The organism is Desulfomonilia bacterium, from assembly GCA_036567785.1.
Lineage (GTDB): Bacteria > Desulfobacterota > Desulfomonilia > UBA1062 > UBA1062 > DATCTV01.
In genome coordinates this window covers 1-15,227 of record DATCTV010000040.1, presented here as the reverse complement: position 1 = coordinate 15,227, position 15,227 = coordinate 1, and the positions used below count along the sequence as shown (strand labels likewise).

The window sequence follows — 15,227 nt, the reverse complement described above, 5'->3', positions numbered from 1 at the left end:
ATATGCTACATATTCGGCCATCCCCTTCTTCGCCAAATGCTTCGTTATCGCCGCCGTCAACGTCGTCTTACCATGATCTATGTGCCCTATCGTACCTATATTAACATGCGGCTTCGTCCTCTTAAATACTTCCTTGGCCATAATTAAATCCCCCTGCCTGTCTTAAGGTTCTCTGAAATATTGCCCGGTACCGGCTCATAATGAGATACCTGCATGGTGTAAGTAGCCCTGCCCTGTGACAATGAGCGAACACTTGTTGCATACCCGAACATCTCCGCGAGCGGTACCTGCGCTGCTATTACCCTAACGTCTGAACGCGTATCCATCCCCAGTATCTTGCCCCTTCTGGAAGAAAGATCACTTATAAGATCTCCGATGTACTCATCGGGACTTACAACTTCAACATCCATAATAGGTTCAAGCATGATCGGGGCACCTTTTTTTGCTGCATTCTTAAGCGCCATCGAGGCTGCTATCTTAAATGCCATCTCTGAAGAATCCACCTCATGATAACTTCCGTCATAAAGAGTTACCTTAAGGTCAACCATCGGATAACCGGCACAAGGCCCCACATTCAGTGCTTCTTCAATGCCTTTTTTTACTGCCGGTATATATTCTTTAGGAATTGTTCCCCCGGTTATTGCATTTACAAAAACATAACCCCCGCCTGCCTCAATTGGTTCAACCTTTATCAATACATGAGCGAACTGTCCATGGCCGCCTGTCTGCTTTGCATATTTACAGTCTTCATCAACAGACTTTGTAATTGTTTCTTTGTATGAAACCTGTGGCTTGCCTACATTGGCTTCTACACCAAACTCTCTTTTCAGCCTGTCGACGATTATCTCAAGATGAAGTTCACCCATCCCTGAAATAATTGTATCACCCATGTCCGGATCTACATGAACCTTGAATGACGGATCTTCAACCCCCAGCCTTGACAGCGCGACTCCGAGTTTTTCCTGGTCGGCCTTGCTTTTTGGCTCAATCGCAATTGAAATCACCGGTTCAGGAAATTCCATTGCTTCTAGGATAATGGGTTTGTTTCTGTCACAAAGACTATGCCCGGTAATGGTACCTTTAAGTCCGAGTATGGCGGCTATATCACCGGCATATAGAGTTTTAATGTCCTCTCTTTTATCTGCAAACATCCTTACAAGGCGGCCTATTCTTTCTTTCTTGCCGGTACTTGAATTATAGATCATATCACCGGAATTAAGAACGCCGGAATAAGATCTTATATATGTTAGCTGACCGACATAAGGATCGTTCATTACCTTGAATGCCAGAGCAGAAAAAGCTTCTTCGTTAAGTGGTTCTCTGAATGTATCATCACCGGATTCGGTTTTGCCGTGTATCTTTCCCTTATCCCTAGGCGATGGAAGGAACTCCACAACTGCGTCAAGAAGCGGTTGAACCCCCTTGTTTTTAAATGCAGCACCGCACAGAACAGGGGTAAAGGCAAGTTCTATAGTGCCTTTTCTGATCGCTGCCCTGATTGACTCAGAGTCTATGCTTTCTCCGTTCAAATACGCCATCATTATCCCATCATCTATATCGCTTGCAGCATTTAACAACTTCTCTCTATATTCATTTGCAGTGTCTTTAATCTCATCTGGAACAGGTATTATGTCAAATGTGCTTCCCTTCGCTTCTTCATTAAATCTAATTGCATTCATTTCAATAAGATCCACAATACCATAAAATTTATCTTCTTTTCCGTATGGTACCTGCAGAGCGACAGGGGTGGCACCCAGCTTATTCTTCATTTGTTCCAGTACCAAAAAAAAATCTGCCCCGACTCTGTCCATCTTATTCACAAATGCAACCCTGGGAACCTCATATCTTTGCGCCTGTCTCCAAACCGTTTCCGACTGGGGCTGAACACCACCCACAGCACAAAACACCGCAATTGCTCCGTCAAGGACACGCAGACTTCTCTCCACCTCAATAGTGAAGTCAACATGCCCTGGAGTATCGATAATGTTTATCATGTGGCCTTTCCAACTGCATGTTGTAGCCGCTGCCGTAATTGTAATGCCTCTTTCCTTTTCCTGATCCATCCAGTCCATCGTGGCCTGACCATCATGGACTTCACCGATTTTATAAGTCATCCCGGTATAGTAAAGAATCCGTTCAGTTACTGTTGTCTTCCCCGCATCGATGTGAGCCATTATGCCTATATTTCTAAGCTTATCGATGGGGACATCAACAGACACGGTTCTTCCAATCCTTTACCAGCGGTAATGTGCAAATGCCTTGTTGGCTTCCGCCATCTTATGCGTATCTTCTTTCTTCTTGATCGCCGTACCTCTATTGTTGAATGCGTCAAGCAGTTCTGAAGCAAGCCTGTTACTCATTGAATTCTCGCCTCTTGACCTGGCTGCTGCGATTATCCAGCGCCTTGCAAGCATATCCCGCCTTTCAGGTCTGACTTCTGTGGGAACCTGATATGTTGCACCACCAACCCTCCGGGAACGTACTTCTATCACAGGCTTAACGTTTTCCATTGCTTTATGAAATACTTCTACGGGATTTTCATTTGTTTTGTCGGCCAGTATATTCAAGGTTTCATAAAAGATCGTTTCGGAAACAGATTTTTTGCCGTCCCACATCAGACTGTTGATAAATTTTCCTACCTGTTTATCCCCGAACTTTGGATCAGGCACTATAGATCTCTGGAGAGTTCCTCTTTTCTTCCTTGGCATATCCTTACCTCGAATTATTAGGCTTTTGGCCTTTTGGCTCCATATTTAGAGCGGCTTCTGCGACGATTCTTCACCCCTTCAGTGTCAAGAATGCCTCGAATGATATGATACCTTACACCTGGAAGGTCCTTTACTCGACCTCCTCTTATCATAACCACAGAGTGCTCCTGTAAATTATGGCCTTCGCCCGGAATATATGATGTTACTTCAAATCCGTTTGAGAGCCTGACCCTGGCAACTTTTCGAAGAGCAGAATTAGGTTTTTTGGGTGTCGTTGTGTATACCCTCACGCATACACCCCTCTTCTGCGGACAGCTTTCCAATGCCCTGGTCTTTTTTCTCTTCTCAAGCGTTTCTCTGCCTTTTCTAACAAGTTGATTCAGTGTAGGCATTATACAAACCCCTTTTTATAAAGCATGTTTTTAACGGCGTCTATCAAAGTGCGATAGACGCCGTTTTCTAGCAACGTAACCCTTATATGTCAAGCACTTTCTAAAAGATCTTCATCCATTATTTCTTCATCTGAAACCCTTATATCTATCCTCTTGTATAACGGGAATCCGGTGCCTGCAGGAATGAGTCTTCCCATGATAACATTTTCCTTCAGACCCTTCAGATGATCCACCTTCCCTTCGACGCTTGCATCGGTGAGAACGCGTGTGGTTTCCTGGAATGAAGCAGCTGATATAAAGCTCTCGGTATTCAGGCTTGCCTTGGTTATACCAAGCAGATACGGTTCTGCGATAGCAGGTTTTCCACCACTTGACGCAACCCTTTCGTTTTCCTCATTAAATGAAAGCTTATCAACAAATTCACCTTCTATCTTATCAGTATCACCTGAATCTTTAATCTTAACACGTTTAAGCATCTGTCTGACAATGACTTCTATATGCTTATCATTAATATTGACACCCTGAAGTCTGTAGACTTCCTGCACTTCGTTTGTAAGATATTTTGCAAGGTCTTTCTCTCCCCTTATCTTCAATATATCATGGGGATCCACAGCACCATCCATAAGGGGTTCGCCGGCCCTTACATAATCGCCTTCATGAACAGCGATATGCTTGCCTTTAAGTATCATGTATTCCTTGGGCTGGCCGACCTCCGGAGTTATAATAACTTTGCGCTTTCCTTTTGTATCCTTCCCAAAGCTCACTTCACCATCAATTTCTGAGACTGTAGCGCCCTCTTTGGGTTTTCTTGCTTCGAAGAGTTCGACAACCCTTGGAAGACCGCCTGTGATATCCTTTGTCTTTGTAGTTTCTCTGGGTATTTTTACCAGGACATCACCGGCGAACACCTCATCCCCATCCTTGACGTCAAGAATGGCTCCTGTTGGCAGTGTATATCGCGCCTGATTATTGGTGCCGGGAACCTTTATATTTTTTCCTGAATCGTCAACTATGTGCAGTCTCGGTCTGAGTTCGGGATCCTTTGGTTCTATGACAACGGAACGGGAATGGCCGGTAACTTCATCAATATGCTCCTGAATTGTAATCTCTTCTACGAGATCCATATATTTCACCTTTCCTCCGACTTCAGTCAGAATCGGTGATGAATATGGTTCCCATTGAGCAAGCAGGGTACCGGCAACGACTTTCTGGCCTTCTTCGACTTTTACCTTGGCGCCATACATAATCGGATAGGATTCTCTCTCACGGCCGTTGTCATCCACCAGAAGTATATATCCATTCCTGTTCATGGCAACCAGTTCGTTGTCTTTACTGCGGACAACTTTGAGTTCCTTGTACTTGACTGTACCGGAATGATTGAACTTGTGGCTGGACTGTTCAATAACCGTAGCTGTACCACCGATATGGAATGTTCTCATCGTCAACTGAGTACCAGGTTCACCTATCGATTGCGCGGCAATGATTCCGACAGCCTCTCCGATATTTACCATGCGGCCTCTGGCAAGGTCTTTTCCATAGCAGCGTACGCAAACGCCCTGCTTTGATTTACAGGCTAGAACAGACCTTACGACAACTCTTTCAAGACCGGCGTCCATTATCTTCTCAACATGGGACTGCTCGATCATTGTGTTGTAGGGAACTATGACTTCCCCGTTATAAGGATCAACAACATCATCAAGCGCCACTCTGCCTATTATGCGCTCTCCGAGTGTCTTGATTATTTCACCGCCTTCAATCAAAGCTTCCATCTCGAGGCCGTCCATCGTTCCGCAGTCTTCTTCTGAGACTATGACATCATGCGCCACATCAACAAGCCTTCTTGTAAGATAACCGGAATTGGCTGTTTTAAGCGCCGTGTCAGCAAGACCTTTTCTTGCGCCGTGGGTAGATATGAAATATTCAAGGACATCAAGTCCTTCACGGAAGTTTGACTCAATAGGAGTTTCAATGATTTCCCCGGAAGGTTTTGCCATCAGACCACGTATACCTGCAAGCTGTCTTATCTGCTGAGCGCTGCCTCTGGCGCCGGAATCAGCCATCATGAATATCGGATTGAACGATGGGGTTTCAATTTCCGAACCGTCAGGCATTTCAATCAGGTCTTTCTTTATGGTATCCATCATATCGACGGCTACCCGGTCAGTTACTTTCGTCCATATATCAACAACTTTATTGTAACGCTCGCCATCTGTAATAAGACCTTCGTTGTACTGCCTTATAATTTCAGATACATCTTTCTTTGCACCACCTATTATTTGCGGTTTTGACTTTGGAATAATCATGTCTTCGATGCCGATTGAGATGCCGGCTACGGTTGCATAATGATAACCAAGGTCTTTTATCCTGTCTGCAAGCAGAACTGTCTTCTTGTCACCGGCAACGCTGAAACATAAGTCAACTATCTCGGCCAGCGCCTTCTTGGTCATCGGCTTGTTGATCATCTCAAAGGGGATTTCCTTCGGGACTATCTCATTGAATATGACCCTGCCTACAGTCGTGTCAACAAGCTTATCTCCCATGCGAATCTTGATTTTAGCATGAATCGATACAACACCGGCATCCAGGGCGACTCTGACCTCTTCGGTCCCGAAAAACACCATCCCTTCACCCTTTGCCATCGGTTTGTCACGGGTAAGATAGTACACGCCCAGAACGATATCCTGTGTCGGAACAATGACTGGCTTCCCGTTTGCGGGGGACAGAATATTATTTGTCGACATCATCAGCACACGCGCTTCAACCTGTGCTTCGATCGACAGAGGCACATGAACTGCCATCTGGTCGCCATCGAAATCAGCATTGAATGCCGTACAAACAAGGGGATGAAGCTGAATTGCCTTGCCTTCAATAAGAATCGGCTCAAAAGCCTGCATGCCCAGCCTGTGAAGCGTCGGGGCACGATTCAGCATAACAGGATATTCCTGAACCACTTCAGCCAGGCATTCCCAGACTTCCGGCGTTTCCTTCTCCACAAGTCTCTTGGCGCTCTTTATAGTGCTTACAAGCTTTTTCTGCTCGAGTTTGTTATAAATGAAAGGTTTGAAAAGTTCGATCGCCATCTTCTTCGGCAACCCGCATTGATGAAGCCGCAGATCCGGTCCGGCGGTTATGACCGACCTGCCTGAGTAGTCGACTCTTTTCCCAAGAAGATTCTGGCGGAATCGGCCCTGTTTTCCTTTGAGCATATCCGATAGACTCTTGAGTGGCCTGCGGTTGGCACCGGTTATAACGCGGCCCCTGCGTCCGTTGTCGAAAAGGACATCCACCGCTTCCTGAAGCATTCTTTTCTCATTTCTCAAAATAATGTCAGGGGCATTCAGTTCCATCAGTCTCTTGAGCCTGTTGTTGCGGTTTATAACCCTTCGGTACAGATCATTAAGGTCAGATGTGGCAAACCTTCCGCCGTCCAGAGGCACAAGCGGCCTGAGATCGGGAGGAAGAACCGGAATGACCTTCAAAATCATCCACGAAGGATCCTGCCACTGCTTCAGATAATCAATATCGTCATGGGAAAGGCGTCTCGATTCAAGCAGCTTGTTGATTATTTCATTTATTTTGGGGATTATCTTTTTCTTGTCCTGATATGTCAGGGCCTCTTCCCACATCTTTATTATCTTGCGGCATTCAGTGAGAATTTCGCCCAAAGCCCTTCTGAACTGTTCATCTTTCTCGAGTTGAAAGCGCTCTTCTACAAATTTTATCAGGTCGACAGGTTCAATGCCTACCATTACATTTACCATTCTCAATCGTTGCGTAAGCTTCTTTTTCTTCGCCTCGCTCTTGGTGGTAGCTATTTTGTCTTTCAGATCAATGGAAAGAGATATGATATCCAGGTCCGAAATCAGTTCATCTATGGCTTCAGCACCCATCTTCGCAACAAAACTGCCAAGACCATGCTTTTCAACCTCAGCCCTGAATTTGTCTTCGGTAAGAAGTTCTCCTTTTCTGAGCGGTGCGTCTTTGGGATCAGTTACGATATAACTTTCGAAATAGAGCACCCTCTCAAGTTCCTTAAGAGAAAGCTCGAGAAATCCGCCGATCCTGCTGGGAAGGCTTTTCAGGAACCATATGTGCGCAACGGGAGTTGCAAGTTCTATATGGCCGAGCCTTTCACGCCTTACCCTTGAATCAATGACTTCCACACCGCATTTTTCACAGACTACACCACGGTGCTTCATGCGTTTGTACTTCCCGCATGTACATTCATAGCTTTTTATGGGTCCAAAAATCTTGGCGCAGAACAGACCGTCTCTCTCAGGTTTGAATGTCCTGTAGTTTATGGTCTCAGGCTTTTTAACTTCCCCGTATGACCAAGCCCTGATTTTTTCAGGTGAGGCCAAGCCGATCCTGACTGCCATGTAATTGGAAGGATCTTTTGGTTTTTCAAAATAACTGTACAGGTCTTCCAAGTTACCCTCCCTTATTTAGTAGCCTTTGCCTTCGATAAGTCCGATATCGAGGCTCAGGCTCTTTAATTCTCTCATGAGCACGTTGAATGACTCCGGAATACCCGGTTCAAGCGCATGCTCTCCCTTGACAATTGATTCATATGTCCTGGTCCTACCGGCCACATCATCACTCTTGACCGTCAGGAACTCCTGCAATGTATAAGCTGCACCGTAAGCCTCGATGGCCCAGACTTCCATTTCACCTAGTCTCTGTCCGCCGAACTGCGCCTTGCCTCCAAGGGGCTGCTGGGTAACGAGAGAATAAGGACCGATCGAACGGGCATGTATCTTATCATCGACAAGGTGGTGAAGCTTGAGCATATACATGACGCCTACCGTTACCTTGCCGTCAAAAGGATCCCCTGTCCTGCCGTCATACAGCGTGACCCTGCCTTTATCTTCAATTCCCGCAGACTCCATCATCTTCGTAATTTCCTCCTCGCTTGCGGAATCGAACACCGGCACAGCCACATGCAGGCCTTCATCACATATCGAGCGGGCAATCTGTATGAGTTCTTCCATTGTTGCTTTCTTCAGGATTGTATCCACCTTGCTCGACTGATAAACCTTTTTAAGGTACTCCCTCAGGGATTCCTCATCATATTCGCTCCTCATGAAATCATTCAGAGCCTCTCCCATTCCTCTGACCGCCCATCCAATATGTGTCTCCAGTATCTGGCCGACATTCATTCGGGAAGGAACACCCAGCGGATTGAGTACAATATCCACCGGTCTGCCATCTTCGAAGAACGGCATATCTTCTTCCGGCAGGATCCTTGAAATAACACCTTTATTTCCGTGGCGCCCTGCCATCTTGTCACCAACGGACAGCTTGCGCTTTATGGCTATGAACACTTTAACCATCTTGTTGACTCCGGGTGGCAGATCATCTCCCGCTGTCAGTTTTTCGATTTTGGAATCATACACCTTCTCGATAAGGCTTTTCTGATGGTCTAGACGAGTTATAATGCGTTCAATTTCATGCTCCGCTTCTTCACCGTCCTTGATCCTGATATCTTTAAAATCATCAATAGAGAGACCTGCAAGCATCTCCATTGTAATTTTTTCCTTGCTCTTGGCGATTATCTTGTCTCCGAGATGCGAATAAAGAGGTGATGCCAGATCCCTGCCTATAAGAAGAGTTTCGATTCTCGCACGGGCAGCGGATGTCACTATCTTGACTTCATCTTCACGGTCTTTATTGAGAGCCTTGATTTCTTTCTGCTCTATCTGGATCGTTCTTTCATCGCGGTCCTGGCCACGCCTGTTAAACACCCTGGCGTCTATGACCGTACCTTCGATTCCGGGAGGCACCCTTAAGGATGAATCTTTTACTTCGCTGGCCTTTTCACCGAATATTGCCCGCAGCAATTTTTCTTCGGGAGTAAGCTGTGTCTCGCCCTTTGGAGTGACTTTACCTACCAGAATATCTCCGGGTTTAACCTCAGCTCCGACGCAGACGATTCCTGAATCATCAAGATTTTTCAATGCCTCTTCACCGGCATTCGGTATATCGCGGGTTATTTCTTCGGTTCCCAGTTTTACATCCCTTGCCATTACTTCAAATTCCTCAATATGAACTGAAGTATAGAAGTCTTCCTTTACAACGCGCTCGCTTATGAGAATGGCATCTTCATAGTTATATCCGCCCCAGGGCATGAATGCGACCACCAGGTTTCTGCCAAGGGCAAGCTCTCCCATATTTGTTGCAGGCCCGTCTGCAATGATTTCGCCTTTTTTAATGTGCTGTCCTTTCTTGACAATGGGACTCTGATTAAAGGATGTATTCTGATTGGCCCTTTTAAATTTTGTCAGCTTATAAATATCTATCCCTGAGTCGTCCTGCTTCTCAGATATCTTATCAGCCATAATAACTATTCGCTGGCTGTCTACATCCCTGACAATTCCGTCTCTTTTTGCGACTACGCAGACACCCGAATCTCTTGCAATAAGGTGTTCCATGCCTGTTCCTATCATCGGAGGTTTGGGAAAAAGAAGAGGCACTGACTGGCGCTGCATGTTTGATCCCATGAGAGCCCGGTTAGCGTCATCATGCTCAAGGAAAGGAATGAGGTTGGCCGAGACGCTGAACAGCTGGTTTGTGGCAACATCCATCAGTGTCACCTGCTCTCTTGGAACAATACCGTATTCGCCGTTTTTCAGCCGGACTCTTACCATATCGGCAATTATCTTGCCCTTTTTATCAATAGGTTCGGTTGCCTGAACAACGACCTGCTCGTCTTCCTCCATTGCACTCATATAATGCATTTCTTTTGTAACTATTCCGTCTTTAACAATGTAGTATGGCGTCTCGATAAACCCGAATTCGTTAACCCTTGCATATGTAGAGAGTGATACGATAAGGCCGATGTTTGGCCCTTCCGGAGTTTCTATCGGACATATACGGCCGTAATGCGACGGGTGAACATCACGCACTTCAAACACGGCGCGTTCCCTGGTCAATCCACCGGGGCCCAGTGCGGAAAGTCTTCTTTTGTGGGTTATTGCTGAGAGAGGATTCGTCTGGTCCATGAACTGCGATAATTGACCAGAGCCAAAAAATTCCCTGATTACAGCGCTTACGGGCTTCGGATTGATAAGGCTGTTCGGCATTATTGTTTCTACATCCTGAAGGCTCATCCTTTCCTTTATTGCCCTTTCCATCCTTACAAGCCCGATTCGATACTGATTTTCAAGAAGTTCCCCGATTGAACGGACTCTCCTGTTCGACATGTGGTCAATATCATCAACAGCTCTGCCCTGCACGCCATCTTTCAATTCCATCAGATACTTGATTGTAAGCAGAATATCTTCCTTTCTGAGAATTGTAAGATCAAGAGGGGCATCTTCGTCGTTTATGTGAAGCTTTCTGTTGATTTTAAGCCTTCCGACCCTTGAGAGATCATAATAGGATGAATTGAAGAAAAGATTCTCAAAGAATGTGGTCGCGATCTCAAGCGTCGGCGGGTTTGAGGGTCTAAGGCGCCTGTATATTTCAATGATTGCTTCTTCAGCTGTATCCAGTTTATCAAGGGCCAGGGTCTTTGAAAGTGACGAGCTGTAATTTATTTCATCAATATAAATCGTTTTTATTTCCTTAATGCCTTCCTCATTCAATTTCGCAAGCAAATCAGCAGAAAGTATTTCGTTTGCCTCGACAATTATTTCACCAGTCGTCAAATTAACTATATCCTCGGCAATTACCTTGCCCAGGATATCTTTTTCACTGCATACCATAGGCTCGAGAACCTTGCCCGAATACTTCTTGACTGTAGCAGCAGTAATCTTTTTTCCTGCTTTGATTGCAGGTTCTCCTGAACCTTTAACCTTTATATCATGTTCTGCTTTAAGGCCAACAAGGCTTTGCAGATCAATATGTTTAAGGACATTATCATCACCGATTGAATACCTTTCCTTGAGGTAATACATTCCCAGAATGTCCTGATTCGTATAACCCAACGCTTTTAAAAGCGTTGTTGAAGTCATCTTTCTCCTTCGGTCAATTCTCAGATAGAGTATTCCTTTCGCATCAAAATCCAGATCTATCCATGATCCCCTGGCAGGGATAATCCTTGCTGAATAAAGGATCTTTCCGCCTGTTGCGGCACGTGCTGTTGATTTATCAAAGAATATCCCGGGAGAACGATGCAACTGGCTGACAATAACCCTCTCAGTGCCGTTTATTATAAATGTTGCCGCAGGGGTCATTAAAGGGATTTCACCGAAATACACTTCCTGTTCTTTTATATCGCGGATACTCTGCGTCTGAGTTTCCTCATCCCTGTCATATACAACGAGTCTTACTTTGAGGTTTACGGGAGCGGCATATGTAAGCCCCTTCTGCACACATTCATCAATATCATATTTGGGCTCGCCCAGCTTATATTCAACATATTCGAGAGATGCATACTCGTTGAAATCCTTTATCGGGAAAACAGATCTGAAAACACTTTCAAGACCTATATTTTTTCGTTTTTCCGGTGAGATATCCTTCTGAAGAAATGCACTGTACGATGTCTTCGGAAGTTCAACAAGGTCAGGCATGTCAATCATGGAAAATCTCTTTGCAAAACTTTTTCGCCTGATTTCGGGATAGGAAAGAATTTCTTTCATCATTTACGGCTAATCCCCTTTTTCTTTATAGTAAAAGCAAAAATCCAGGACACCACCATAAAGGAAGTGTCCTTTCTTTCTTTTTTTGAAATCAGCGTTCGATGCTTTCTCCTGCTGATTTCATTAAATTTATGACCGATTGGTCTCCTGCCACAAACAGGCTTACTTAATTTCTACCGCTGCGCCCTGCTCTTCAAGTTTCTTCTTGGCGTCTTCTGCTTCCTGTTTGGATACTTTCTCAACCACCGGTTTGGGAGCACCTTCGACAAGGTCTTTTGCTTCCTTGAGTCCAAGGTTCGTAAGAGCCCTTACAACCTTGATCACCTGTATTTTCTGTGCTCCTGCATCCTTCAGTATCACATCGAACTGGGTCTTCTCTTCAACAGGTTCAGCAGGACCAGCTGCCGGTCCAGCGGCTACAGCAACTGCCGGGGCTGCCGCACTTACGCCAAATTTCTCTTCAAGCTCTTTAACAAAACCGGCGAGTTCCAGAACTGTCATATTCTCAATAAATTTTATTACGTCTTCGCGTGAAATACTCATGTTTTTATTTTCTCCTTCTTAATTATCTTATTCTTGAATCTGTGATTTTTTTTCTTCTATTGCTTTTAAAACATACATAAGCTGACGCACCATGGCTGCCAGAACACCAACAAAATTGGTTGCAGGTGCATTCATTGAGCCAAGCATTCTTGCAAGAAGCACTTCTTTGCTAGGCATGCCTGCCAGATCCTTGACATCTTCTTCAGTCAGAAACTGTGATCCTAAAACACCGCCCTGAATTTCCAGATTTTCATTTTTTTTCGAAAATTCCACAATGGCCTTAGCCAGCGCAACAGGATCAGCAAACGCTATGGCAATTGCTGTAGGCCCCTCCAGCAGCGGATTGAGCCCAGTTGCATTTGTCCCTTCCGCGGCGAGTTTAAGAAGAGTATTCTTGACTACCTGATATTTGCCGCCAGCCTGCCTGATTCCTCCTCTCAGCTGAGTGACCTGTTCAACAGTAAGTCCTTTATAGTCTGTTATGAAAACAGCACCGCTTTTGCTTAGCTCATCATGAAGTTTTTCGACCAGTTCCGATTTTTCTGTCCTATTCAATCGCTACCTCACCCCCTTTGTTTTTTAATATCCCGTTAAAGGATACCCTCGGGGTATATTCACCCAGGTTTAGGCGGGAAATTAAGCCTTTAGTTTCCGGGCACCCGCTGTCTTTAACCAGGACTGTTTACTATTTTACCAACGCCACTGCATCGACCGGATCAATCCTGACTCCGGGACCCATGGTACTGGATAAAGCAACTCCTTTTATATATGCACCTTTGCTGGAAGAAGGCTTTAACTTCCAGACTACTTCAAGCAAAGCCTTTATATTCTCATGAAGTTTTTCCTTTCCGAAGCTGACTCTTCCCACACTGCAGTGTACTATTCCAGTTTTATCGACCCTGAACTCAATTCTTCCCGCCTTCATTTCGCCCACAGTCTTTGCAATATCAAATGTTACCGTCCCCAGCTTCGGGTTTGGCATAAGACCTCTAGGCCCCAGAATTCGACCAAGTTTTCCGACAAGACCCATCATATCGGGCGTTGCTATAACCTTATCAAACTCAAGCCAGCCGCCTTGTATCTTTTCTGCAATGTCTTCAGAACCTACATAATCAGCTTTGGCTTCCTGCGCCTCTTTTTCCTTATCCCCTTTTGCAAAAACAAGTACGCGTGTTGTTCTCCCTGTTCCATGAGGCAGTATAACGGAGCCTCTCACCATCTGATCTGCATGACGGGGGTCAACGCCCAGCCTGAACGCTACATCCACACTCTCATCAAATTTGGTATATTTGCAGTCCAGGACAAGGGATATCGCCTCTTCGAATGAGTATTTCTTCTGTGAGTCAACCTTTTTTCTGGCTTCGTTGTATTTCTTGCCAATCCTTGCCATTGCCGGTTCTCCTTTATTCTACTACTTCAATGCCCATGCTGCGGGCGGTTCCAGCAATGATGTTCATTGCCATATCTATGTCGACCGTATTAAGGTCTTTCATCTTCGTCGTAGCAATTTCTTTTACCTGCGCTTTTGTGACTTTTCCTACTTTTTCCTTTGAAGGATTCGAAGAAGCCTTTTCAAGGCCTGCAGCCTTTATAAGAAGTCGGGATGCAGGGGGGCTTTTGGTAATAAACGTAAAAGTTCTATCCTGATATACGGTTATCACAACAGGGATCAGGAAACCTTTCTGTTTTTCTGTCTGAGCATTAAACGCCTTGCAGAATTCCATGATGTTTACTCCATGCTGTCCCAGTGCTGGTCCGACTGGTGGAGAAGGTTTTGCTTCCCCTGCAGGGATATGAATTTTAATCTTTGCGGTTACTGTCTTTGCCATTTGCTACCCCTTAGAACTATTTCTTGGTTATCTGGTCGAAATTAAGCTCAACCGGCGTCGATCTGCCGAATATGCTTACCAGTACCCTAACTTTTCCCTTGTCAGGTTTAATATCGTCAACTACTCCATTGAAATTCTGGAAGGGACCATCGTTTACAGTCACTGAATCACCAACTGCAAAATTGCATTTGTATTCTTTTCCTGACATTCCCTCTTCAAGTTGAGTTTTCAGCTTTTCTACTTCTTGCTCAGGAATTGTAGATGGCTCATTCCTGCCCCCTACAAACCCGGTTACTTTCGGAGTACCCATTACTACATGCCAGGTTTTATCTGTTAGAAACATTTTTACAAGGATATATCCGGGGAAAAACTTTTTGCCGCCGCCTTTTTTAGGCTGACCATTTGCCTGTGGCTCAATTGGCGTCGGTACAAGAATATCGGTAAAGTATTCGTCGCATTTGTATGCCTTTATGCGCTCTTCAAGGGAACGTTTGGCCTTCTGTTCATAATTGGAGTAAGTATGTACGACGTACCATTTATGTTCCATATTAGTTTACCATCCAAAAATAAGCTTAAGAAGGCCGGATATCCCAATGTCAAGAAGCGACAGGATTAAAGAAACAGCTGCACACATTATAAATACGGCTACCGTTCCTGTGGCTACCTCTTTCCTGCCAGTCCATGTAACCTTTTTCAGTTCGGCTCTGACTTCCTTGAGATATCTTGTTATACCGTTTATGAATTCTTTCAATTTTTCCATCTATATCTTCCGTTTTGGCAGGCCAGGAGGGATTCGAACCCCCAGCATCCGGATTTGGAGTCCGGCACTCTACCAGTTAGAGTTACTGGCCTGCATTCATTATCCTACTTTGATTCCTTATGCAGCGAGTGTGTCCGGCAGAAGGGGCAGAATTTCTTTATCTGAAGTTTTTCCTGCTGCTTCTTCTTGTTTCTTGTTGTCATATAATTGCGGCGCTTGCACTCAGAGCATGCCAAAATAACCGAATCTCTCATAATCTTATCCCGCCTGTTTTACTCGATAACCTTAACAATGACGCCAGCGCCTACTGTCCTTCCACCCTCTCGTATAGCAAACCGAAGTCCTTCCTCCATAGCTATCGGATGTATCAGACTCACCTGCATCGTTATGTTGTCCCCGGGTATCACCATCTC

The 15,227-nt window shown here is 45.1% G+C and carries 13 protein-coding genes, 1 tRNA gene and 1 pseudogene; all 15 read right to left on the bottom strand.

Going from position 1 to position 15,227, the window contains the following annotated elements; all coding sequences use genetic code 11:
* On the bottom strand, nt 1–141 hold a 141-nt coding region (locus tag VIS94_12175; protein ID HEY9161823.1), incomplete at its 3' end, for a GTP-binding protein.
* 2 nt (nt 142–143) lie between these two features.
* The gene (gene fusA / locus VIS94_12170) at nt 144–2,219 is read right to left on the bottom strand and encodes an elongation factor G (protein HEY9161822.1); all 2,076 of its coding nucleotides are present in this window, start codon (nt 2,217–2,219) and stop codon (nt 144–146) included.
* A 15-nt stretch (nt 2,220–2,234) separates the two neighbouring features.
* Nucleotides 2,235–2,708, bottom strand: coding sequence for a 30S ribosomal protein S7 (gene rpsG / locus VIS94_12165; GenBank protein ID HEY9161821.1), 474 nt, complete (start codon nt 2,706–2,708; stop codon nt 2,235–2,237).
* A 17-nt stretch (nt 2,709–2,725) separates the two neighbouring features.
* Nucleotides 2,726–3,100 (bottom strand): 30S ribosomal protein S12, encoded by a 375-nt coding sequence (gene rpsL, locus VIS94_12160; GenBank protein ID HEY9161820.1) that lies wholly within the window; start codon nt 3,098–3,100, stop codon nt 2,726–2,728.
* Nucleotides 3,101–3,189: 89 nt separating this feature from the next.
* Nucleotides 3,190–7,476, bottom strand: a pseudogene (gene rpoC / locus VIS94_12155) (DNA-directed RNA polymerase subunit beta').
* Between the two features lie 69 nt (nt 7,477–7,545).
* Nucleotides 7,546–11,682, bottom strand: a complete 4,137-nt coding sequence (gene rpoB, locus VIS94_12150; protein ID HEY9161819.1) for a DNA-directed RNA polymerase subunit beta — start codon at nt 11,680–11,682, stop codon at nt 7,546–7,548.
* Between the two features lie 162 nt (nt 11,683–11,844).
* On the bottom strand, nt 11,845–12,225 hold the full coding sequence (gene rplL, locus VIS94_12145) for a 50S ribosomal protein L7/L12 (protein ID HEY9161818.1): 381 nt from the start codon (nt 12,223–12,225) through the stop codon (nt 11,845–11,847).
* A 27-nt stretch (nt 12,226–12,252) separates the two neighbouring features.
* On the bottom strand, nt 12,253–12,780 hold the full coding sequence (gene rplJ / locus VIS94_12140) for a 50S ribosomal protein L10 (GenBank protein HEY9161817.1): 528 nt from the start codon (nt 12,778–12,780) through the stop codon (nt 12,253–12,255).
* A 130-nt stretch (nt 12,781–12,910) separates the two neighbouring features.
* On the bottom strand, nt 12,911–13,615 hold the full coding sequence (gene rplA / locus VIS94_12135; protein HEY9161816.1) for a 50S ribosomal protein L1: 705 nt from the start codon (nt 13,613–13,615) through the stop codon (nt 12,911–12,913).
* A gap of 13 nt (nt 13,616–13,628) precedes the next feature.
* Entirely contained in the window at nt 13,629–14,054 is a 426-nt protein-coding gene (rplK, locus tag VIS94_12130) for a 50S ribosomal protein L11 (GenBank protein HEY9161815.1), read from the bottom strand.
* A 16-nt stretch (nt 14,055–14,070) separates the two neighbouring features.
* On the bottom strand, nt 14,071–14,601 hold the full coding sequence (gene nusG / locus VIS94_12125; GenBank protein ID HEY9161814.1) for a transcription termination/antitermination protein NusG: 531 nt from the start codon (nt 14,599–14,601) through the stop codon (nt 14,071–14,073).
* A 6-nt stretch (nt 14,602–14,607) separates the two neighbouring features.
* Complete coding sequence (gene secE / locus VIS94_12120; GenBank protein ID HEY9161813.1) at nt 14,608–14,814, bottom strand: preprotein translocase subunit SecE; 207 nt, start codon at nt 14,812–14,814, stop codon at nt 14,608–14,610.
* A gap of 15 nt (nt 14,815–14,829) precedes the next feature.
* Nucleotides 14,830–14,906 (bottom strand) — tRNA-Trp (locus tag VIS94_12115).
* Between the two features lie 12 nt (nt 14,907–14,918).
* Nucleotides 14,919–15,068, bottom strand: coding sequence for a 50S ribosomal protein L33 (gene rpmG / locus VIS94_12110; protein HEY9161812.1), 150 nt, complete (start codon nt 15,066–15,068; stop codon nt 14,919–14,921).
* 18 nt (nt 15,069–15,086) lie between these two features.
* Nucleotides 15,087–15,227, bottom strand: a 141-nt coding sequence (gene tuf / locus VIS94_12105; GenBank protein ID HEY9161811.1) for an elongation factor Tu, incomplete at its 5' end; no start/stop codon positions are given.